General features: G+C 71.4%; 20 protein-coding genes. 8 read left to right on the top strand and 12 right to left on the bottom strand.

What is annotated here, in order from left to right:
* Positions 1–178: 178 nt before the first annotated feature.
* Positions 179–2044 carry an ATP-dependent zinc metalloprotease FtsH gene (gene ftsH / locus ABT245_RS02080; protein ID WP_502982052.1) on the bottom strand — a complete coding sequence of 622 codons (1866 nt, stop codon included), beginning with the start codon at positions 2042–2044 and terminating at the stop codon, positions 179–181.
* A gap of 313 nt (positions 2045–2357) precedes the next feature.
* On the opposite strand from ftsH, the gene ABT245_RS02075 reads away from it, so the two are divergent.
* Complete coding sequence (locus ABT245_RS02075; protein WP_351727690.1) at positions 2358–2495, top strand: hypothetical protein; 138 nt, start codon at positions 2358–2360, stop codon at positions 2493–2495.
* 47 nt (positions 2496–2542) lie between these two features.
* On the opposite strand, the gene ABT245_RS02070 is transcribed toward ABT245_RS02075, so the two are convergent.
* On the bottom strand, positions 2543–2884 hold the full coding sequence (locus ABT245_RS02070) for a hypothetical protein (protein WP_351727688.1): 342 nt from the start codon (positions 2882–2884) through the stop codon (positions 2543–2545).
* A gap of 115 nt (positions 2885–2999) precedes the next feature.
* Positions 3000–3746, bottom strand: coding sequence for a PP2C family protein-serine/threonine phosphatase (locus ABT245_RS02065; RefSeq protein WP_351727686.1), 747 nt, complete (start codon positions 3744–3746; stop codon positions 3000–3002).
* 184 nt (positions 3747–3930) lie between these two features.
* Between ABT245_RS02065 and ABT245_RS02060 the strand changes: the two genes are divergently transcribed.
* The 3 genes from ABT245_RS02060 to ABT245_RS02050 all read left to right on the top strand — a co-directional run bounded on the left by ABT245_RS02060 (position 3931) and on the right by ABT245_RS02050 (position 5711).
* Entirely contained in the window at positions 3931–4116 is a 186-nt protein-coding gene (locus tag ABT245_RS02060; protein ID WP_351727685.1) for a hypothetical protein, read from the top strand.
* The gene (locus tag ABT245_RS02055) at positions 4113–4424 is read left to right on the top strand and encodes a type II toxin-antitoxin system PemK/MazF family toxin (protein WP_351727684.1); all 312 of its coding nucleotides are present in this window, start codon (positions 4113–4115) and stop codon (positions 4422–4424) included. The genes ABT245_RS02060 and ABT245_RS02055 overlap by 4 nt, the downstream gene beginning before the upstream one ends.
* Before the next feature lie 279 nt (positions 4425–4703).
* Positions 4704–5711: a DNA polymerase Y family protein gene (locus tag ABT245_RS02050; RefSeq protein ID WP_351727682.1), complete on the top strand. Its 1008-nt coding sequence runs from the start codon at positions 4704–4706 to the stop codon at positions 5709–5711.
* A gap of 41 nt (positions 5712–5752) precedes the next feature.
* Here ABT245_RS02050 and ABT245_RS02045 read toward each other — a convergent pair whose 3' ends face one another.
* On the bottom strand, positions 5753–6205 hold the full coding sequence (locus tag ABT245_RS02045; protein WP_351727680.1) for a YbhB/YbcL family Raf kinase inhibitor-like protein: 453 nt from the start codon (positions 6203–6205) through the stop codon (positions 5753–5755).
* A gap of 104 nt (positions 6206–6309) precedes the next feature.
* The gene (locus ABT245_RS02040) at positions 6310–7383 is read right to left on the bottom strand and encodes a sigma-70 family RNA polymerase sigma factor (protein WP_502982051.1); all 1074 of its coding nucleotides are present in this window, start codon (positions 7381–7383) and stop codon (positions 6310–6312) included.
* Between the two features lie 201 nt (positions 7384–7584).
* On the opposite strand from ABT245_RS02040, the gene ABT245_RS45985 reads away from it, so the two are divergent.
* Together ABT245_RS45985 and ABT245_RS02025 are read left to right on the top strand one after the other, a co-directional pair.
* The gene (locus ABT245_RS45985; protein WP_502982050.1) at positions 7585–9165 is read left to right on the top strand and encodes an erythromycin esterase family protein; all 1581 of its coding nucleotides are present in this window, start codon (positions 7585–7587) and stop codon (positions 9163–9165) included.
* Complete coding sequence (locus ABT245_RS02025; protein WP_351727678.1) at positions 9131–9517, top strand: DUF2267 domain-containing protein; 387 nt, start codon at positions 9131–9133, stop codon at positions 9515–9517. Before ABT245_RS45985 ends, ABT245_RS02025 begins: the two co-directional genes overlap by 35 nt.
* A 46-nt stretch (positions 9518–9563) precedes the next feature.
* On the opposite strand, the gene ABT245_RS02020 is transcribed toward ABT245_RS02025, so the two are convergent.
* Entirely contained in the window at positions 9564–9767 is a 204-nt protein-coding gene (locus ABT245_RS02020) for a hypothetical protein (protein WP_351727676.1), read from the bottom strand.
* 103 nt (positions 9768–9870) lie between these two features.
* Complete coding sequence (locus ABT245_RS02015) at positions 9871–10614, bottom strand: SOS response-associated peptidase (RefSeq protein ID WP_351727674.1); 744 nt, start codon at positions 10612–10614, stop codon at positions 9871–9873.
* Between the two features lie 940 nt (positions 10615–11554).
* On the opposite strand from ABT245_RS02015, the gene ABT245_RS02010 reads away from it, so the two are divergent.
* Positions 11555–12301: a GNAT family N-acetyltransferase gene (locus tag ABT245_RS02010; protein ID WP_351727672.1), complete on the top strand. Its 747-nt coding sequence runs from the start codon at positions 11555–11557 to the stop codon at positions 12299–12301.
* 174 nt (positions 12302–12475) lie between these two features.
* Here ABT245_RS02010 and ABT245_RS02005 read toward each other — a convergent pair whose 3' ends face one another.
* Complete coding sequence (locus tag ABT245_RS02005) at positions 12476–14164, bottom strand: SpoIIE family protein phosphatase (RefSeq protein WP_351727671.1); 1689 nt, start codon at positions 14162–14164, stop codon at positions 12476–12478.
* A gap of 275 nt (positions 14165–14439) precedes the next feature.
* Between ABT245_RS02005 and ABT245_RS02000 the strand changes: the two genes are divergently transcribed.
* Complete coding sequence (locus ABT245_RS02000) at positions 14440–15102, top strand: phosphoribosyltransferase (protein ID WP_351727669.1); 663 nt, start codon at positions 14440–14442, stop codon at positions 15100–15102.
* Positions 15103–15113: 11 nt separating this feature from the next.
* On the opposite strand, the gene ABT245_RS01995 is transcribed toward ABT245_RS02000, so the two are convergent.
* From ABT245_RS01995 to ABT245_RS01980, 4 genes are all read right to left on the bottom strand, one after another.
* The gene (locus ABT245_RS01995) at positions 15114–15539 is read right to left on the bottom strand and encodes a DUF2267 domain-containing protein (RefSeq protein WP_351727668.1); all 426 of its coding nucleotides are present in this window, start codon (positions 15537–15539) and stop codon (positions 15114–15116) included.
* An 83-nt stretch (positions 15540–15622) separates the two neighbouring features.
* The gene (locus tag ABT245_RS01990) at positions 15623–15748 is read right to left on the bottom strand and encodes a hypothetical protein (protein ID WP_351727667.1); all 126 of its coding nucleotides are present in this window, start codon (positions 15746–15748) and stop codon (positions 15623–15625) included.
* Between the two features lie 87 nt (positions 15749–15835).
* Positions 15836–20212, bottom strand: a complete 4377-nt coding sequence (locus ABT245_RS01985; protein ID WP_351727665.1) for a S1 family serine peptidase — start codon at positions 20210–20212, stop codon at positions 15836–15838.
* Positions 20199–20534 carry a trypco2 family protein gene (locus tag ABT245_RS01980; RefSeq protein ID WP_351727664.1) on the bottom strand — a complete coding sequence of 112 codons (336 nt, stop codon included), beginning with the start codon at positions 20532–20534 and terminating at the stop codon, positions 20199–20201. The genes ABT245_RS01985 and ABT245_RS01980 overlap by 14 nt, the downstream gene beginning before the upstream one ends.
* Positions 20535–20675: the final 141 nt, after the last annotated feature.

Below are 20675 nucleotides of genomic sequence, written 5' to 3'. Positions count from 1 at the left end.
AGGACCTGAACGGCCACGACGGCGGTGACCGGCGCTGGGTCGAGCAGCCGTACAGGCCGCCGGTCGGCGCGCCGCCCACGAGGCTCGCGACGCCGACGAAGCCGACCGGCGCCGGTCGCCGGCTTCATGCCCGCTGCGGGTGCGAGGACCGCTTCGGTGCGCCGTCGATCGCCGGGGATCATCGAGGCGGAGTGTGAACTCCCGGATCGGGATGCCCGGAGGGCGAGGAGGAGTCGACGGCGTGGGCGTCTCCGCTTCCGTCCGCCTGGCTGCGTTCCCGGCGCAGGACGTCGAGGACGACGGCGCCGTCGACGGTCTCATGGGCGATCAGTTGGTCGGCCAGTCGTTCAAGGGCGGGCCGGTGTCCGCGCAGCAGGGTGATCGCGCGTTGTTCGGCCTGGCGCAGCAGACGGGCGACCTCCTCGTCGACGACGCGCTGGGTCTGCTCCGAGTACGGCGGCCGGCCCGGCTCGTCGGTGGTGTCACCGAGATAGCGCTGATGGGAGGAGCCGTAGCCGATCGGGCCGAGTTCCAAGGAGAGGCCGAACTCGCGCACCATGCGGGTGGCGATCTGGGTGGCCCCGGCCAGGTCGTTGGCGGCTCCCGTCGACCCCTCGCCGAAGGCCACGAGTTCGGCCGCGCGCCCGCCCAGACGCACCGCGAGCAGGTCGGTCAGATAACCCTCGCTGTACAAGTGGCGTTCGGCTTCCGGAAGTTGCTCGGTCACGCCGAGGGTGACTCCCGCCGGCAGGATGGTGACCTTGGCCACCGGGTCGGCGTGCTCGCACAAGGCCGCGACCAGGGCATGGCCCGACTCATGGACGGCCACCGAGCGGCGCTCCTCGGGAAGCAGGGCGTTGGAGGACTCCCGGCGCCCCAGCAGCACCCGGTCCCGGGCGGCGTCCAGGTCGTGCGGCCCGACCCGGGTGCGATTGTCCCGTACGGCGTTGATGGCGCCCTCGTTGACCAGATTGGCGAGGTCCGCGCCGGAGAAACCGGGCGTGGCGCGCGCGATGGCGTCCAGGTCGACATCCGGAGCCAGGGTCTTGCCACGGGCGTGCACGGCCAGGATCGCGGCCCGCTCGGACTGGTTGGGCAGCGGCACGGTGACCTGGCGGTCGAAGCGCCCGGGGCGGAGCAGGGCCGGGTCGAGGGCGTCGGGCCGGTTGGTGGCCGCGAGGACGACGATGCCGGTGGACTCGTCGAAGCCGTCCATCTCGGACAGCAACTGGTTGAGGGTCTGCTCACGCTCGTCGTTGCCGCCCATCCGCGCCCCGTCGGCGCGCCGCGATCCGAGCGCGTCGATCTCGTCGATGAAGATGATCGACGGGGCACGTTTGCGGGCGTCGCCGAACAGGTCGCGCACCCGGGAGGCGCCGACCCCGACGAACATCTCCACGAACGCGGAACCGGTCACCGACAGGAACGGCACGTTCGCCTCGCCGGCGACCGCACGCGCGAAGAGCGTCTTACCGGTACCGGGCGGCCCCACCATGATCACGCCACGGGGTCCCTTCGCCCCCGCGGCGCTGTACCGGGCGGGATTGCGCAGGAAGTCGACGATCTCGCTGATCTCCTGCTTGACGCCGTCGTACCCGGCGATGTCGCCGAAGCCGGTGGTGGGCCGTTCCGCCTCGATGATCTTCGCGCGTGACCGTCCGATGGCACTCAGTCCGCCGGTCACCGACCCCGCGGCCCGGCGGCCCATCCACACGAAGAAGCCGATCAGCAGCACGAACGGCAGGAACGAGAAGAGTACGGACCACCACGACGAGCCGTCGCCGCGGCTCTGGCTGGCGGTGATCTTGACGTGATGAGACGTCAGCTGCTGCTGGAGCTGGGATCCGGTGCCCAGCGCGGTGGGGATCTGGGTGGTGAACTTCGTGCCGTCCTTCAGTGTGCCGGTGACGGCGCCCTTGTCGTTCACGTCGACCGTCTGCACCTGGCTGGCGCCGACCTTGCCGACGAAGTCGCTGTAGGACAGTGCCGTCGTGTGCGGCCCGGACCGGGCGTGGGAGAGCAGCAGGACGAGGGCCAGTGTCATCAGGATCCACCAGAAGACCCACCGTCCGCCGGCCGGTCGCGGTTGCCGCGACGGAGGCTGGGGCGGTTCACGCGGCGGCCCGGGCTTGGCGGGCGGCGTCAGGTGCCGGTGGGGGAACCGCACTCGTGTGATCACCACTGCCACACCCTCTGGTTGCCACTGACCTGTTCCTCGACGGTCCGGTCGTCGCCGCCGGGCGGCGTTACCGGACGTTCATCTTTCCGTTGGCGAAATGCCTCATTCAGGACCTGTCCGTGTCGCATGAGCACGGACAGACTCGACACACACCCCCACGAGTAGGAGAGCAACACCCATGAACGGTTTCCTCATGACTGTGCTCGGCAAAGCCGTCATGGCCCTGGTCGAGGCCATCGTCGTGCGCCTGGCACTGGACTTCTGGGCGGCGTACACGCGCTCGCGCGGTACGGCGGCCGTGCCCCAGGGGGCGTGACGCGTCGGCGCCGGACGCTACGGGCGCCGACGCTTGTTGTTCCTCGACTACCCTTGACGCTCCTTGGTTTCTCCCCTTCTCCTGCCGCGCAGGACCGCGGTGGCGCCTCCGATGGCCAGAGCCACGGGCCATTCGAGGGCACCCGCCACCGTGAGCGCGCCCAGGCCGCCGTAGAAGAGAAGATCCCTGGTCGGCACCTTTGAGGTCATGGCCTGGGTGTTGGCCACGACATCCCCCGGTGTGAGATAGGGGATGCGGACCGGCGCGTGCACATCCAGACGGTGCATGTGCAGTTTCCCGTCCGTGGCGGTGGTCTGTTCTGCCGTCGGCTCGGCGCCCGGGCGGGCGCGGGTCGCCGTCGTCTTCCTTGTGGTGGCTGCGCTGGGCATAGCCACCTCCTCGATGGATCCGAGTACGGTTTCGCATCTCCATTGTGGCGCGTATGTGTCACCGTCGACAGCTTTGGCCCGGTGTGAATGGGCCGCGGGACTTCGCGAGGGGAGGTCAGCGCTCCGCGATACGGGCCAGGGCGAGTGTGATGTTGTCGGGGCCGCCGGCGGCGATGGCGGCCTTCCACAGTTCGAAGGCGGCCCGGCCGTCGTCGTACTCCCGCAGCAGATCGTCGAGGACGTCGCTCGGTACGGGGTCGGTCAGGCCGTCGGTGCAGATCAGGTAGCGGTCGCCTGGGGCCAGCGGAACGGTCGTCACATGGGGGGTGACGGCCTGGTACGTCGCGGCGCCGCCGAGGGCCTGGGTCAGGATGGGGGTGGTGCGCTGCCCCGGCGCGAGCGGTGGGTTGTCGTCCACGCTGACCTGGAGCAGTCCGTCCTGGGGTGCGGCGTACACCCGGCTGTCACCCACGTTGAAGGCCAGGAGCGCGTCGGGCAGCAGGACGGCGCCGGCGACGGTGGTGCCCATCATGGCCGGTCCGCCGCCGTCGCCGCCCGCCAACCCGTACACCTCGCGGTTACAGGTGTGCAGCATCTCGCGTACGCCGTCCTCGTCGTTCAGGACGGGCCCGGTCGAGGCGAGCCGGCGGACGACCAGGGAGCTGGCCACCTCGCCGCCGGGCTGGCCGCCGAGCCCGTCGGCGACGGCGACGACGAGCGGTGTACCGAGCGGGAAGACCAGGGTCTGCGGGTTCTCGGTCACACTGGCGCACAGGGTCCACGGCCCGACGGCCAGACTGTCCTCGTTGCGGTCGCGGATCAGTCCCGGATGGCTCAGCGCACTCACAGCGACGTACGTCATCGGACGCCACCCCCTTCCCGTACCGGACCGATGGGTGTGCGACTGACTGCCTGGTCAAGACCATTCTCAAGGGGCCCGAGCGGCGGTGCATCTCGGCAGCGGTGAGTGTTCTCTCGTGTGGTTCTTGCCTGCGACCGGGGTCCTGGATTGCCGCGATGTCATGGGTGAAGCTAGATTTGGTGTCATGACTGCCATCACCCTGCGGATTCCCGACGCGATGGACAAGCCGCTGCGCGACGCCGCGGCCGGAGCCCCGTCGCTCAACGACTACATCCTGCGCGCCGTGCGCCGGCAGATGACGCTCGACGCCGCGCGCAGGCTTGCCTCCGTCGAGCCCTTGGACCTGGCGGGCGAGGGCGACGCCCTGTGACCATCCGCAAGGGCGACATCTGGGACGTCGACACCGGCAAGGGAGACCGCACCGTCCTCGTCGTCAGCCTCGACGGACTGGCCGAGGCCTACGGCGCGGCCGTCGTCCTGGTGCTGCACGCGCCCGCGCAGCACCCCGACACGGCGATGAGCGTGCATCTGAGCACGCCGGTCGACGCCTCCGCCGTCGCCGTGAACCTCCTCCAGCTGTCCGTTTCCCGCTTCGAGACGGGCACGTATCACGGCACCATCGGCCCCGAGCAGCAGGAGCAGGTCGACAACGCTCTCCGCGCCGTCCTGGATCTGTGACCGCGGGCTCGGTTCGAGGGGGTGGCACGGCCGGTGTGGCCTGCCGGGCGTGGGCGGTGGCCGCTCATGACGGGGCGGGGGCATGGCCGTCCGGTGCGACCGTTCAGCGCGTCGAACGGGGAGGTCGTGTACGAGTCGAGCGCGAGACCGACCTGGCCGTGGTCGTGGTCGTGGGTGCCTTCGGTGGCTTGGGCGACCGTGACACCGTCGATGCTCGCGGTGATCGTCTCTCCCGTGTCGAATTTACGTTCGATATCATGGGGGTGGGAGGTGAACGCGATGGCGGATGAGGCGTCGGTGGGTCAGGAGCCGACGGTGGTGCATGTGCGCTGTTCGGACCGGTTGCCGGAGGACACGTACCGGCAGGTCCTGGAACTGCTCGCGGATCTCTCCCCCGTCGTGCAGGCGCTGCCACCGGCCGCGGCCCTCGTGGAACTCAAGGGGGCGCTGCGCTACCACGGAGCCGAGGCGCGACGGCTCTCAGAGGTGCTGCGTGTGCGCACGATCTCCCGGCTGGGCATCGACGTCCGTGTCGGCGTCGGCCCGTCCATCACGGTCGCCGCCACCGCCTCCGGACAGCTCACCGGACCCGGCGGCGTGCTAGTCGTCCCTTCCGGCGAGGTCACCGCCTGGCTGGCCCCGCTGCCGGTGGAGGCCCTGCATGGCATCAGCGGGCGCGAGGCGTCCGCGCTTCGCGACCACGGCATCCACAGCGTCGGTTCGCTGGCCGCCATCCCGCCCGCCACCGCGCAGCGACTGCTCGGCGGCCGGGCCGGACGGCTCGCCGTGGACCGGGCCCACGGCATCGACCCCCGCCCCGTCGTCCCGCGCGCTCTGCCCACCACCGCGAGCGTCCAGCACACCTTCGACCGCCACACCCTCGACGGCGCCGCCGTCCGCGCCGCCCTGCTCGAACTGGTCGTCCGGCTCGGGCTGTTGCTGCGCGGCCGTGGTCGGGCCGCCCGCGCCCTGACGCTCACCCTGCGCTTCGCCGACGGCACCCGTTGGCGCAAGACCCGCCGACTGCCCGAGGCCTCCGCCCACGAACAGGACCTGCGGCAGACCGCCTACCAGCTGATGGACGCCGCCGGCCTGCAACGCGGACGCCTGACCGGACTCGGCCTCACCGCGCAGGACCTCATCGACGCCGACCAGGTCGCCGAGCAGATCAGCCTGGACGATGCCCGGGAGGCACGCCTGGTCGCCGAGGCCGTCATGGACCGGATCCGCGCGAAGTTCGGCCCGGGCTCCATCGGGCCGGCCACTCTCTTCGGACGCGTGTCCTGAGGTTGGACGCGTGTCCTGAGGTCCCGGTGCGTCACGGCATGTCAGCGCTGGTAGAGCGCGACGATGGTGCCGCTGGCCAGTTGCTGCCTGTCGAGTACGGAGTGGGCGTCGTCGGCGGTGGCGCGGTCGGGGAGCGAGACCGGGGCGGGCAGGGCGTAGAGCCGGAAGAAATACCGATGGGCGTCGTCGCCGACCGGGGGCTGCGGGCCGCCCCAGCCCCGCTCCCCGAAGCCGTTGCGATGCGCCTGACCGCCCTGCGGCGTCTCACCGGCGTCCAGGCCCCCGACGCGCGGGTCGATACCGGTGACGAGCCAGTGCACAAAGGTTCCGGACGGTGCGTCCGGATCTTCGCACAACAGGGCCAGCTCCGCCGTGTCGTCCGGTACTCCGGACCAGGTCAGGGGCGGGGAGACATTGTCCGCGTCGTGGGCATGGCGGCGCGGGATCATGGTGTGGTCGCTGAAGGCTGCGCTGCGAAGTTCGATACCGGCCATGCGACACGGAGTACCCCGCGCGGGCGGGCTCATACGCCGGTCCTATGCCCAGGCCGTACCGGCACGACCGGAGAACTCCGGGGCATCCGACGACGACACTTCTGTCAGCTCGCCCAGTCCAGCAGACGCTCGCCCGCCTCGGGCTCCCGCAGCCGGGTCAGTGACTGCTTCTCCAGCTGGCGCACGCGTTCCCGGGCCAGTCCCACCCGGTCGGCCACCTGTTGCAGGGTGCGCGGATGCCCGTCGTGCAGCCCGTAGCGCAGGCTGAGGATCATGGCTTCACGGGGTGCCAGCAGGCCCAGGGCGTCCCTGAGGTCCTCGGCGAGCGCCCGGTACTCGGCGACCTGGGGAGCCTGGAGTACGTCCGTCGCGGGGATGAGGTCGCCGACCACGGTCTCCCCGGTGTCGTCCACGGGTGTGTCCAGGCTGAGCGTCTGCCGCCCGACCCGGCGCAGCCAGTCGACACGGCCCTCCTCCACACCGCTCTCCCGGGCGACCTCGTCGGCCGACGGCTGGTGGTCGAGGCGCAGCTGGAGCTGCCGTTCGACCTTGGCGAGCTTCTGCAACTCCTCCACGATGTGCATCGGCAGCCGTACGGTACGAGCGTGCTGGGCCACGCCCCGTTCGATCGCCTGGCGGATCCACCATGTGGCATACGTGGAGAACTTGAAGCCCTTGGTGTGGTCGAACTTCTCCACGGCCCGGATCAGCCCGAGGTTGCCCTCCTGGATCACATCGAGCAGGGGCACACCCCGGTGAGCGTGCCGTTTGGCGATCGACACCACCAGCCGCAGGTTGGCCCGGACCATATGGTCCTTGGCGTGCTGCCCCTCCCGTACGGCGGCCTCCAGCCGACGGCGCCGGTGCGGTGCGAGGCCGCCGTGCTCGCCGCTCCCGGCCCGCTCCAGTTCCTCGGTGGCGTGCACACCGGACTCGATGCGCTGGGCCAGCCGCACCTCGTCCTCGGCGTCGAGCAGCGGCGTGGCGGCGATCTGGGCCAGGTACTGGCCGAGCAGATCGGGCTCGTCGCCGGTCTCCGGTGCCCGGCTGCGCGGGCGTGCCGACCGGGCGGCGGCGCGGCGGCGCTCTCGGGGTCCGCCGTGGTGGGTCGTGCCGGGGCAGGCATCGCTGCGGCCTCCGACTCCTGTCGCTTCGACTCCGTGCTCCCAGAGGGGCACCGCTTCCAGGGGGACCCTTTCAGGGGGTTCTTCCAGGGCCTCGCTCCCGAAGGAGCCTCCCAGACAGGGCGGGTACCCGGCCGGAGCGTCAGCACACGTGCACGCTGTGCGCGCGGAAGGCGGGGCGCGGCCCCGCACCCGCCGTTTCGGGCGCGGCGCCGCGGGCACCCGGTGCGGTGTCCGCGGAAAGGGGAGCACGCCGTGGCCGACACCGACCAGGACCGCATGCGCAGCCAGGCCCTGCCGCTGACCGACCCGGCCTCGCTCGATCCGCTGATGGAGCGCATCGGCGACGCCCACTACGTACTGCTGGGCGAGGCGTCCCACGGCACCGCCGACTACTACCGGCTGCGTGCGGTGCTGACCCGCAGGCTCATCGAGGAGAAGGGTTTCTCCTTTGTCGCGGTGGAGGGCGACTGGCCGGACTGCCAGGCCGTGCACTGCGCGGTGGCCGGCGCGCCGAACGCCCCCGCGGATCCCGGCCGGGTACTCGCGGGATTCAGCCGCTGGCCGACCTGGATGTGGGGCAACACCGATGTCGCCGCCTTCACCCGCTGGCTGCGCCGGCACAACGAGCAGCTGCCGCCGCAACGGCGCGTCGGCTTCTTCGGGCTGGACGTCTACGGCCTGTGGGAGTCGCTGCACGCGGTCCTGACCCATCTGCGCGAGCACGATCCCGCCCGGGTGGCGCACGCCCTGGAGGCATTCCGCTGCTTCGAGCCGTATGCGCAGGATCCGCAGGCGTACGCGCCGGCCACCCGTTACCTGCCAAAGGGCTGCGAGCCGCAGGTGGTGTCCCTGCTGACCGAGCTGCGGCGGCGGGCCGCGCGGGCGGACGCCCTGGACGGCTCGCTCGCGGAGTTCGCCGCCCGGCAGAACGCCGAGGTGCTGGCCGGGGCCGAGGCCTACTACCGGGTCATGCTCGACAGCGGGCCCGAGGCGTGGAACATCCGGGACCGTCACATGGCCGGCACCCTGGACCGGCTCATGGCGCACCACGGTCCGCAGGCGAAGGCGGTGGTCTGGGAGCACAACACACACATCGGTGACGCCCGGGCCACCGACATGGCCGACGTCGGCGAGGTCAACGTCGGTCAGCTGGTGCGTGAACGCCACATGGGCCGGGGTGTGGTCCTGGTCGGGTTCGGCTCGCACTCCGGCACCGTGATCGCCGCCGACGCGTGGGGCGACGTCCCACAGATCATGGGCGTGCCGCCCGCCCGCGCGGGCAGCCTGGAGGATCTGCTGCACCGGGCTTCCGCATGTGCAGCTCCAGCGTCCGCCGTCTGCCGGCCGGGGCGAGTGGTTCCACGAGGAGCACGGCCACCGGGCGATCGGGGTGGTGTACCGGCCGCGGTACGACCGTGTCGGCAACTACGTCCCCACGGTCCTGGCCCAGCGCTACGACGCCTTCTGCTATCTCGACCGCACCCACGCGCTCACCCCGCTGCAACCCTTGGCCGAGGAGACCCGGGAGGGGCGGACCCGGCCCGCGGGCGTGTGACCCCTCCGCCTGGTCGCCATACATGCCGTGTTGCCTTGCGGGAGGGCGTTTCCCTGATCCCTCCGTGCGGTCGGTCCGCACGCCGTGATGCCTTGCGGGAGGCCGTTTCCCGTTTCCGTCGGGCGGGCACCCGGTGCGGAAACCGCGTATGCCGGTGCCTCCCCTCACACATCTGTACATCGCCGGAGTGGCGGCGGGTGCGCGGGGACAGAAGCCCGGCCGGACCAGCAGCAGGAGGGCACCGTGAAGCTGGAGGAATTTCTGGCCCAGGTCCGTGATCGTGGGGAGTACGGCAGCCGGCAGGAGGCCGAGCACGTCAGCACGGCGGTGCTGCAGGTGCTCGCGACACGGATCACCCCCGAGGAGGCCGACGACCTGGCGGCTCAGCTTCCCGCTCCCCTGGATGACGTGCTGCACCGGGAACGGCGGGCGCCCGCGTCCCTCGGTCTCGAGGAGTTCCTGCGGCGCGTGGCCCAGCACACGGGGGCCCGGCCACGGACCGCGGAGTGGGACGCCAGCGCCGTGCTGTCCACCGTCGCCGACGCGGTCTCCGGCGGACAGGTCAACCACCTGCTGTCGCAACTGCCGACCAGTTACGCGGAACTGTTCGGCAGACCGGGGCTGAGCTGACCGTGCACGAACACCCCACGAGACCGCTCACCGAGGGGGAGTGGCGTCAGCGCTCTTGAGCGGGCGGTGCGGCCCGCTCGTTGGCCTGAGGGCTCGGCGTGATCGGGTCACCGTGCCCCTCCCGCGAGCGCATGCCCGCGTCCTCGTCCGGGTCGTCGTCCTCGCCCCGCTCCGCGAACTTCTTCAACGCCTCGTCGGCAGCGGTGGGGACGCTCTCTTCGTCGGTGTGATATTCAGTCTTCTTTCGCACGGTCGGCGGGTACCACCCCTCGCCCGGATCACACCAGGGAGATCCGCGAGCGCGGCGAAGCCGTGCGGACGCGCGAGGTGAGGTCGGTGGCCGGTGGAGCCGGCTACGTGGTGGTCTCGTCCAGCAGGTGGGCGTCGTTGTTGCGGGTGTTGTTCACGGCCGAGGAGACGGGGCGTGCGGCGAGGTCGCCGTCCGCGGGCCGGCTGAGCAGGGCCCGTAGCTCTTCCGGGTCGTCGTGGTGGGGGTCGAGCCAGGCGGTGTAGTGGTCCGGGCCGAGGGCGAGCGGCATACGCGGATGGATCCGCCCGGCCGCGTCGGTGGCCTCGGTGGTGATGATGGCGCAGGTCATCAGCCAGGCGCCCGGGGCGTCGTCGTCCTTGATCTTCGGATCACGCCAGTACGCGTACAGGCCGGCCAGTGCCATCACCTGGCCGTCGGCGGGGTGGATGAAGTACGGCTGCTTGCGGGTCCGGCCGGTGACGGCGTCCTTGGTCTTGGTCCACTCGTAGAAGCCGTCCGCCGGGAGCAGGCACCGGTGCCGGGAGAAGGCGCGGCGGTAGGCGGGCTTGTCGTGCACCGTCTCGACGCGGGCGTTGATCATCCGGGAGCCGATCCTGGGGTCTTCGGCCCACGACGGCACCAGGCCCCAGCGCAGTGGCCGCAGCTGCCTGCGTGTCACCGCGCCGGCACCGCCGTTGCGAGGGGCGCGTTCCAGGACGGCGTAGACGTCGTCGGTGGGGGCGACGTTCCAGTTCGGTGCCAGTGTTTCGTCGGGGCGCCAGTCGGTGACGCCGAAGAGGCTGACCAGGTCCTGTGGACTGCGGGTGGAGACATAGCGGCCACACATATCGCCACTGTGCCACGGTGGCCCCCGGGCTGTGTCGGGGAAACATCTCCGTACCGGTCACCCGGCTGCCGCGCTCGATTCGACGGCCCGACGAGCTGACATCAGCCTGAGCTTGGGTGCCGTTTCCAGGCGTCGGTCCCGCCGCATCTCCCCGACGTGGACCGGCACTCCATGCTGAGTGTGCCCCTCGCAGATCGCAGCGCCTGGTGAGGGGCACACTCGTTCCCCGGACGTTTCCGCCACCCGCCCACCCGCCCACCCGCGCGTCCGATGCCCCAGCAGGCGCGCCTGGGTCGCGAACGGCGACAGTGCCGCGCAGCGCCGGCAGTTCCTCGTCGTCGTCCACGAAGAACTTGACCTGCCCTTCGCCCCAGCATGTGCGACAGCGACCAGGGCGGGCCGCTGAGCGGCTGGACGACGCTGCTCCACAGTGTGCTGAAGGCCGCGAAGACCAGCAGGGCCGGCCCGCCGCGGACCCGCAGCAGAGGGCGGCGGGTGAACAGCGACGGTCGATCCCAGCAGCCCCCGGTACGACATGGTCTCGGCCGGTGGCCGGCCGGCAGGGCAGGGCGCGGCGTAGGAGCACGGCGAGCGCCGCGGTCAGCACGGCCGAGCAGAGGTAGACGGCGTCACCGAAAGGGGGCGCGCGCCGTACCCCGTCGTAGTGGCGGTGCGCCAGTGGGGTGGGACCCGCTGCTTCGGCCCGGGGGAGGCGGACTCACGCCTCCTCGACCGCCGCGACGGGCGTCCCTGAGCCTGCTGGAGATCCTTTCCGGGGACGGGCGCCCGGTCGGCCCGGACGAGATGTTCGTCGAAAAGGTCACCCCCGGTGAGCGCACCCGGCGGGACGGTTGAGGTCGGCGCTAAATCCTGTTGCCTCGCCGCACACGGAACCGCAAGATGTCAGCGCCGATCACACATGATCTATCGAGGACGATGAGTGACTGAGAATGATGAGCAGCGCCAGACCCTGACGAACGCGCACGGTGTGCCCGTCCTGACCTACGAGCGCGGTGTTCGTGACGGGCGTCCATGGGCGGACCTGGTCGAAGTGGTCGGGCCCGACCCCGTGGACACCATCGTCTCCGGCATGTCCGGATGGGCGGTGTCGGCGTCCGTGGAACTCGGTGAGCAACTGCTGCGACGTGGCGCCCGGGTGATGCGGCACGCCCACGAAATGCGGAGGGATCTGATCGCCTCTCCGCCACCGGCCGACTGGTCATCACGTCCCCTCGGCGACGGACTGCGCATGGTTCCTTGCGACCGCGCCCCCGAGGCGCTCTTCCCGGCATGGCGGGCCGCTTTCCCGGCCGGCCACCCCGACCACCACCCGGGCAGCGACGAACAGGCACTGAACGAGCGTCTTGCCCCACTGCTGGCGGGCTCTGCCATCGGTCCGGTCCTCGCATGCAGTGCCTTGGTGGTGGACGAGGCGGACCATGTCGTCGCCGGGGCGATCATCACCGACCGCGACGGCCTGCCCTGGACAGCGGATGTGTTCCGGCGGCCAGGGGCCCGTTACGCGGGACTCGGCGCCGATCTGCTGCGTCGCGTACTCAGCGCCGCCGCTGCCGACGGACTGACCGACGTCTCCCTCGTCGTGAGCGACGGGAACCCGGCGCGCCGCGTCTACGAGAGACTCGGCTTCCACCTGACCGCCACGGCGCTGACCGTCGTGGTGCCGTAGGCCCGACGGCCGCATGGCGGAGGCGTGGACCGATGGCAGTCCGGCCGACTTCCTGCGCCGCCGCACCCCGGTCTGCGCCGCGAGGAGTGGCGCAGGCCCGTGCGCTGCGGCTGTCCCGCGTGGCCCGGCTTGCCGGGCGCCTGCCGGCGGGATCCACGCTGCCCCCGGGCAGCCTCAGGAAGACGGGCCGGGTGCCCGCCGCACGGCCAGCAGGGCCACGTCGTCGTCGTTGTCCGGTGGCCGCGCCCGCGCCAGCAACTGGTCCATGAAGGACTCCAACGGACGGTGGACCAAGGACACCGCATGCCGGAGCAGGCGGCTCAGACCCTCGTCCAGGCCGTGGCCCGGGGACTCGATCAGGCCGTCGGTGTAAAGGAGCAGCGTCGACCCGGGCGGCAGCTCCGCCGTCGCGTCGGGGCGTACCTGATCGGGCGCGACGCCGAGCAGGACCCCGTGTCCTTCGGTCAGATAGCGGGCCACTCCCTCGCGGGTGATCAGCAGCGGAGGCGGGTGGCCCGCGTTGGTCCAGGACAGCTCGCACCGGCCGGCGTCGCTCTGGGCCATGCGCGCGAAGACCAGCGTCGCCATGGAGACCTCCGCGATGTCCGAGGCGGCCTGGTCGAGCCATTCCACGATCTTGCTGGGCGGCTTCATCTGGGACAGGGCATACGCGCGGAGCATGCTGCGCAACTGCGCCATGCCGGCCGCCGCGTCCAGGTCGTGACCGACGACGTCGCCGATGACGAGGGCGGTGGCGCCGTCCGTCAAGGTGAACGCGTCGTACCAGTCGCCGCCGACCTGGGAGGCGTCCGGCGCGGGCAGGTAGCGGGCGGCCATGCCGTGATCGGTCGCGCGCGGCAGCTTCGGCAGCAGATGGCGTTGCATGGTCTCGGCGATCTTGCGCTGCCTCTGGTAGAGGCGGGCGTTCTCCAGGGCGAGGCTGGCACGGCGGGCGATGTCCTCCAGCAGGGCGGTGTCGGTCGCGGTGAACTGTTCGGGCTGGTCGGCGCGGCCGAGGGTGAGGGCGCCCAGGACGTCGTGCAGGCTGCGGAGGGGCACCATGACCGCCGCGTGCATCCCGGTCGCCTTGAACAGCCGCCGCTGCTCGACGGCAACGCCGGAGTCCGGCGGCCCCTGATAGTTCTGGGGGCCGGCGAGGGAGGACGCGACGCCGCGCAGAGCACGGGACAGGGGCATCGAGGACTCCTGCGGCACCGGCGGCATGGGCCCCTGCAGATCCTCCCGGAACACCACGGTGCCGCCTTCCGCATGGGCGACCGCGAAGCGCCACACATCGTCCTGCTCGTCGATCAGATCGATGACGGCCCAGTCGGCGAGCCGGGGTACGACCAGGCCGATCAGGCGGCGCAACGCCTCGTCGATGTCCAGGGTGGAGGTGAGCAGGGTGGTCGTCTCGGCGAGCAGCGCGAGCCGTTCCAGTTCGGACAGCTGCCCGCTCGGTTTCCGCCGGGCGGGCCGCCCGGCGCGTCCCGCGGGGTGAAAGAGGACGAGCGTCGCCGACGGGCGCATGCCGATGTCGCACGGAGTGGCCAGCCACGCCACCGGCAGCAGCGTGCCGTCGCCCCGCTCGAACCATTCGTCGGCACCCTGTTCCGTGCGCCCGACGAGCATGCTCTTCCGGATCCGGCACTGGGCCCTCTGCATGGGCTCCCCACGGCTGTTGCGATGCAGCAGGTCATGAGCGTCCCCGCCGATGAGACCGGAGGCGGGGCGGCCCAGCAGTTCCTCGCCGCGCGCGTTGACGGCGACGATGGAACCCCGCTCATCCGCCAGGTAGGCACCCGCGCCGAGCGCGTCGAGGGCCCTGGCCACCGCCCCTTGAGCACCACCGAGGCCCGCCATGACCCGCCTCCCGCCGCAGCAGGGAAAACCTCTGCCTCCTTGGAGTTCCCCCAGGACCAGCGGTGATGTGTCACCGCACCCGCATCTGTCACGACAAGGCACCGCCGGCCCGGCCGCGAGGCCACCGCCGTGCGGATCGCCTGCCCGGCCTGCGAAGGCAGCCCGGGTGGCCCCGGCCCGCCGCGGCTGCGGAACCGCCGTTTCAGCGCCGTGCGGCGGGAAACTCCGAGAGCCTGTTCCGAGTCCCTTCCTGGGAGAGAGGCAGACATCACGTCATGCGATTCCGCAACCGCCGGGAAGCCGGCCAGGAACTCGGCCTTCGGCTCATGGAGTGGGCATCCGAGGGCGAGCTTCCCAACCCCCTCGTCCTCGCGCTGCCCCGAGGCGGTGTGCCGGTGGCCGCCGAGGTCGCCCGGGCCCTCGGGGCACCGCTGGACGTGCTCGTCGCGCGGAAGATCGGCCTTCCCGGCCGGCCGGAGACGGGCATCGGCGCGCTGGTGGGCGACGACCCGCCGCTGTTCGACCGGCGGGCACTGGAGATGCTCGGCCTCAGCGAGGACCGCCTCGTCAAGGACGTCGCCCGTGAACGCGAGGAACTGAAGCGCCGCGCCCTGCTCTACCGGGGCGGCCGGTCCGGGCCCGACGTCCGGGGCCGCACCGTCGTCCTCGTGGACGACGGACTGGCCACCGGCGCCACCGCGCGCGCCGCCCTACGGCACCTTCGCCGTAGGGAGCCCACCCGGCTGATCCTCGCCGTCCCGGTGTGCGCTCCCGAGACCGCCACCGAGATGCGCTCGGAAGCCGATGACGTCGTCTGCCTGCGGCAGCCCTCGGACTTCCGGGCGGTCGGCCTCTGGTACGACGACTTCCGGCAAGTGAGCGACGACGAGGTGATCCGGCTCCTGGACGAACTCAGGATCTCGACCTCCCACACGTGACCGCACCCGTGTCAGGTCCCGCCCCCGCTGGCACGCCCCGAGGGCAGCAGCTCGCGGATGTCCGCGGGCAGCGCCCCGGACACATGCTCCATCAGCTCCGGAGCGAGGGCGGCGTCCAGCACCTCCAGCACGGCGGTGGCCTCGCGCAGCGCGGCGTCCTCGTCCGTTCCCGCTCGGCCCGCGATCCGCCCGGCGAACGTGGTCAGGTCGAAGCGCTCCGCAGCGGGCTTCGACGCCCCGGCGCTCGCCGAGTCCGTCACCTCCCGGATCGAAGCCGCCAACTCCGGCGGAAGCTGGGCGGCCAGGTGATCGGCGAGCCCGGGCGGCAGCCGCTCGGCCAGTGTCGCCAGCACCGCCCGGGTGGCCCGCTCGGCAGGGCCACGGCCGGGCAACCGCGTCAGAGCCTGCACCTTTCCGACCATTTCGTCATGTTGCATGAGGGCCATGTCCTTTCCTCAAGCCGGCCGGTGGGGCTGCCGGGTGTCCTGCTGGGCGGCGCTGAAACGGGCCGTGGACGTGCTCAGGAACCTCCGAGCCGCATCGCCTTGACGAGCAGCAGCAGGGCGCCGAGGACCAGCCAGCCGCGCAGCGCCGGCCTGCCCATCCGGGCGCCGACGGCCGAGCACACCGGCTGCAGTCGATCCACCGGGGCACACGTCGTGCTCAACCGACGATGCGCGCGTGCGGGTGTCTGAACTCGGTGGCTTTCGGGGGGAGTTGGTGTGACGTGCTGTCAGTGTTCGAGAAGCCTTGCCAGGCGGGCGGTGTGTTCGTCGTCCATGGCCACATCGGTGTTCTCCGGCCTGCTCAGCCAGTCGGCGGCCTTGGCCAGGCAGTCCTCGGTCTGCGACCGTGTCAGGCCGGGTCCTTCGAGCAGCGCGGCCAGAACATGCCCGGCGTACCGGCAGCCGGCGTAGGTCTCCAGCCAGCTGAGCGCCCTGTCCACGACGGCCGCCCGCTCGGTCTGTTCGGACGCGGGCAGGCGCGGGTCAAGAAGCGGCCCCAGGATGGCCCCGGTGAACGGTGAGAGCCCTTCTTGCTCGTCGAGCCACTGCCGTGCCCGCGCTGTGACGGCGCCCGCGCGGTCAGGATCGAGATCCGTCCGAGCCAGCAGTGCGCGCAGCACCTTCTTCCCCCGTGAACTGATCGTCTCTCCACCGCACGCCTCTTGAAGCGCGAGGTCCACGAGGACGGCTCGTGTCGCGTCCGGGAGCGGCACCAGTCCCAGCCGGCACAGGGCCGGAAGCTTCTCCTTCGCCAGCACCATATGGCCATGGCCCACGCAGTCCAGCACCCGCTGCACGGTGCGCCGGCGGAGGTCCTGGTCGGACACCCGGCAGCCGGGCAGGCGTTTCAGTATCCGCTGTGCGTTCTCGGCGGTGTGGTGGATCTCCAGCCAGTCGAGGGCGAAGCGCAGGCCCCGGGCCTGGGGCGCCTCGGCCAGCCCCGGGCAGAGCAGCAGGGCTTCCAGCACGAACGACGCCGTGTTGCCAAGGGCGTTGTCGTGCTCGCCGAGCCAGGCGAGGGCGAGCGGCGCGGCACGTTCCCCGACCGCCGGATGCTTGAGCAGGGGTTCCAGTACGAAGCGTGCCTCAGGAGAAGTGCCACGTGTGCCTGCCGTGAGCCAGCCGAGCGCCGCGCCGACGGTGTCGACTCCCGCCCCGTCGTCGGCCGGAGCGCCGCGCTCGTTCAGGCCGATGCGGGCGTCGAGGGGCAGCAGATGCTGGAGCACATAGGAGATGTTCGGCGATTCGCCGTGGTCCCTGAGCCAGGTGAGGGCATGCCGGGCAGCCGTCTCGCTGTGCGGGCCGAGTCTCGGATGAGCCAGCAACGGCTGGAGGACGAAGCTGGCGTCCTCCCCGCTCAGATTGGTGGGGGAGTCGAGCCAGCGGACCCCCGCCGCACAGTGCCTGTCGGCGTCCGGCAGTCCGCGGCGCTTGAGCAGGGGCGCGAGGACCCACTTGGCGACATCCTGTGTGCCGTGCTGCCCGGTGGCCAGCCATCTCACCGCGTGGTCCGCGGCACCGGTTGCCGCCCCGGGGGAAAGTTCCGTGTTCTCCAGCAGCCTGCGCAGCACGAAGTAGGCGTCCTGGCGTCGACTGTGCTCCGCGAGCCAGGCGAGGGCCGGGCCGACGGCGTCGTACGTTCCGTCCGGGGCGGGGACACGGACGAGCAGGGGGTCCAGTACGAACGTCGCCTCGTGCGAGGTGCCGTGCTCCGCGAGCCATGCGCAGGCGAGGCCGGCAACCGTGTCGGCGGGCTTCCCCCGCAGGGCCGGGTGTTCCAGCAGGCTTCTCAGGACGAACGAAGCCATCGCGGAAGTCCCGTGGCTGGCAAGCCAGTTGAGGGAGCGGTCGATGACCCCCCGGGTCCGGCTCTCGTCCAGGTCGTCCCGTTTGAGCAGCTCGCCGAGGACGAAGGTGGCGGTATCGTCGTCGGGATGGAGCCTGAGCCAGTCGAAAGCGAGCTTCAGCGCCCTGCCGGTCTGGTCGTCTCCAAGGTCCTCACGGCACAGGAGCGCGCGCAGCACATGGGCGGTGGCGGCCGCCGGCAGGCGCCGCCCGGCCACTCCGAGGCCCGTGTCGACCGCCTGTGCGATGCGCTCCGCGGGCAGATCGGCTCGGGCCAGCAACGCACTGGCGAGGGACAGACTTCCCTTCATCACAGGGTGTCGTAGCCATGCGACCGCTTCCTCCGCGGCCTTGTCCAGGTGCTCGGCCGATACGCCGGGTGCCCGGAGCAGGGCTTCGAGGACGGGACGGGTCTCGTACAACTGGTGGCGGTTGTCCGCCTGCCACTCCAAGGCGGCCGAGGCGAGACGCGCGGGAACGGCGTCGGAGGTGTTGCGGATCGCGTTGGCGAACAACGTGCGCGCCGGGCGCGGGCCCTCGGCCTTAGCCCGCCCCAGCCAGGGCCGCACCAGTGTGTCCCATGACGCGATGACCCCGGACTGCCACGGCGGCCCCGACAGCAGGGTCAGCAGGGTCCGGCCGGTCTCCTCGAGATCGGCCTCGCCCGCCAGCCGTTCGGCGGGGCCGGACCGGTCCGCGAGCCACTGTTCGCAGACCCGGCGCACATCGTCGCGCACAGCCGGATCGAGGTCGGCCGACCACCGCCGTACGGTGTCGGCGGCGAGCCGGAAGGTGTGCGTGCTCGTCAGGAACGCGGAGAACATCCGCGTGGCGGCGTCCGCTTCGAGCCGCCCCGCTCTGGGGAGCAGGGCCTGCTGGAGGAGTTCGTCGGCCACGAAGTCATGGATGACATCGAGTACTTCGCCCTCGGAGGCGAAGAGCCAGCCCAGCTTGCGCAGATGCCCGACGACACCGATCCTGCCGGCGTCGAAGCCGCGGTCCTGGTGCAGATCGAGGAAGGCGCCGACGGCTGACTCCACCGCCTTCTTCTCCTGGGGGCAGCAGGCGGCGGCGACCGCGGAGGCGAGGAGGTCGGTGCGCGAGTCCCTGAGTTCCTCCCCGGTGCGCTCCCGCAGCCAGTACGACAGATCCTGGACGTTGCGCAGCCCCGACAGGTCCAGCGCCTCCTGCCCGCTGTCGCCCACGCGCGATTCGATGGCCCGTGCGATCAGCAGGGTGAGTACCGGGCGGTGCCCGCAGACAGCGGCGATCCGCTCCGCGCCGTAGGTGTCCACGGCCTTCCTGGCGACACTGTTGATGATCCGGGTGGCGACGGCTTTCTGGTGCTCTCCCTCCTGGGAGACCTCCACCTGGTCGAGAAACCGCAGACGCCCCAAGGCCTCGGCGCGCGGTACCGCTCCGGGGCGCAGCGAGGCGATGCACGCCAGCCGGGCCGAGGAGGTGCTCTCCTCCCGCACTTCGTCCACGAAGTCGAAGAGGTCCAGATGCTCGTACCCGTCGAGGTAGTCGAGGACGAGCAGGACGTCCCTGTTCCGCGCGTGCATGGCGCGGACGACCCCGGTCAGTTCCTCCGCTGTGATCGGCTTCTTCGGTGCCAGATGCAGCACGGTCCAGCCCCGCCGGTCGGCCCGGGCCGCCACCTCGAAACAGGTACGTGTCTTGCCGGTCCCCGCGGCGCCGACGAGCACCACCCCCAGGGACGTCGAACCCGGTGCGGACACCGCCCTCAGCCGCGTCAGGAGATTGTCCGGATCCGCCTGGTGGCCCTCGCCGGGGCTGACGAAGCGGACCTGGTCGTCCGTCAGGTACTTGTCGCGGTTGGAGTTTCTTGTGAGGGTCTGCCGGTGGGTGCGGATGCCGCTGGGCAGCGGCGGCAGTCCGACATCGGCGAGATCATCGGGGCGCAGGCTGCCGCAGCCCAGCACCTGCTCCAGCCGGTGCAGTTCGTCGGGCGTGAGGCGGTCCTGCAGGCTGTCGATCCGGGCCGCGGTGAGAGCGGCGCCGTCGGAGGCATAGTGCCTGATGACGACGCCGATGATCCGCCCGCGGCTGAAGACCGCCGCACCCGACATGCCTTCCCACGGCTCGTACGGTTCGCGGTCCGTGCCGCCCTTGCCGCCCGTGCCGTCTGAGCCGCCCGCGCCCTCTGAGCCGCCCGTGCCGCCCGTACTCGGCCTTCTCGTCGCTCGGCGAGGGTCGTCGGCCGGTGAGGGAGGCCGCACGATCTTCAGGTCGAGGGTGCGTTCCCGCCGGTTGGAGAGCGGCACACAGGTGGCCTCCGCGGCCTCCAGATCCCGGTAGACGCCCTCGCGAAGCTTGAAGAGCGGAAAACCGAAGGCCATGCATTCGACGCGGGCGGCGCCCTCGCCGACACAGCCGAACGACGCGGGCACCGTCGCGGCTGCGGGAGGCGGAGGAGAGACGAGGTGAGCGGGGGAGGGCACGACAGGGCCCGAGGCCGGGGGAGCGAAGACGAGCACGGCGACATCGATCTCGGCGTTCGACCACTCCACCGACGCCTCGTAGCCGGCCTCGTCCTGCCGGTCGGCGTTGAACCGCACGCGCACGCCGGACGCCCCGTCGAGCGGATGCCACGCGGTCAACACCCTGCCCTCGGCCACGAGATAGCCGGAGGCCCGTCCGCCCCTGCCTTGCGAGCGGCTGACGATCACCTCCGCGATACGGCCGGGTGCGTCCCACCCCGTGGCCCTGCGTCCGGTGACTTCAGCGTTCGCCATCTACCTCGTCACCGGAGATCAGGGGCGAGCGCGTCGTTCCGTCCTGTGCCACCGCCCTGGGATGCAGCGTGAGCTTGAGCCGTTGGGTCGTGGACCGGGCCGACCTGCCGTCCACGCCCGCCTCGACGACCCAGAACCGCACCTTGCCGTTCGCGCCTCCCTCACGTGAGACCGCGACGGTCGCCTCGACCTCGACGGGCCCCACCTCGAACTGGAGGGCGTCGCCCGCCTCCGCGCCCTCGGCCGCCGCGGCCTTGAGTTCCTGCCGTAACTGACGTACGAGATCCGCCAGTTCGATTCCACGCTCCCCGTTCGCTGCCATGGCGGGATTGTAAGGGGCCGGACCCCGCTGCGGGCCGTCTCCGGCCCGATCGAACCCGACGACGCGGACAGACCCCCCTGTCGACGCGACGCTCAGACCGACCGGACCGGTACGACGGCGAGCAGGGTGAGGGCCGTGCCG

This window comes from Streptomyces sp. NPDC001508 (assembly GCF_040298665.1).
GTDB lineage: Bacteria > Actinomycetota > Actinomycetes > Streptomycetales > Streptomycetaceae > Streptomyces.
Note: the sequence above shows the minus strand (reverse complement) of the source record. Positions and strands in the feature narration are given on the sequence as shown.

Bases quoted from the DNA above. Each gene is read 5' to 3' on its own strand.
- ABT245_RS02075 (WP_351727690.1), top strand. From the start codon at position 2,358: ATGAACGGTTTCCTCATGACTGTGCTCGGCAAAGCCGTCATGGCCCTG.
- ABT245_RS01995 (WP_351727668.1), bottom strand. From the start codon at position 15,539: ATGCAACATGACGAAATGGTCGGAAAGGTGCAGGCTCTGACGCGGTTG.
- ftsH (WP_502982052.1), bottom strand. From the start codon at position 2,044: ATGACACTGGCCCTCGTCCTGCTGCTCTCCCACGCCCGGTCCGGGCCG.
- ABT245_RS01980 (WP_351727664.1), bottom strand. From the start codon at position 20,534: ATGGCAGCGAACGGGGAGCGTGGAATCGAACTGGCGGATCTCGTACGT.
- ABT245_RS02015 (WP_351727674.1), bottom strand. From the start codon at position 10,614: ATGTGTGGCCGCTATGTCTCCACCCGCAGTCCACAGGACCTGGTCAGC.
- ABT245_RS02000 (WP_351727669.1), top strand. From the start codon at position 14,440: ATGCGATTCCGCAACCGCCGGGAAGCCGGCCAGGAACTCGGCCTTCGG.
- ABT245_RS02005 (WP_351727671.1), bottom strand. From the start codon at position 14,164: ATGGCGGGCCTCGGTGGTGCTCAAGGGGCGGTGGCCAGGGCCCTCGAC.
- ABT245_RS01985 (WP_351727665.1), bottom strand. From the start codon at position 20,212: ATGGCGAACGCTGAAGTCACCGGACGCAGGGCCACGGGGTGGGACGCA.
- ABT245_RS02065 (WP_351727686.1), bottom strand. From the start codon at position 3,746: ATGACGTACGTCGCTGTGAGTGCGCTGAGCCATCCGGGACTGATCCGC.
- ABT245_RS02070 (WP_351727688.1), bottom strand. From the start codon at position 2,884: ATGCCCAGCGCAGCCACCACAAGGAAGACGACGGCGACCCGCGCCCGC.
- ABT245_RS02050 (WP_351727682.1), top strand. From the start codon at position 4,704: ATGGCGGATGAGGCGTCGGTGGGTCAGGAGCCGACGGTGGTGCATGTG.
- ABT245_RS02045 (WP_351727680.1), bottom strand. From the start codon at position 6,205: ATGGCCGGTATCGAACTTCGCAGCGCAGCCTTCAGCGACCACACCATG.
- ABT245_RS02060 (WP_351727685.1), top strand. From the start codon at position 3,931: ATGACTGCCATCACCCTGCGGATTCCCGACGCGATGGACAAGCCGCTG.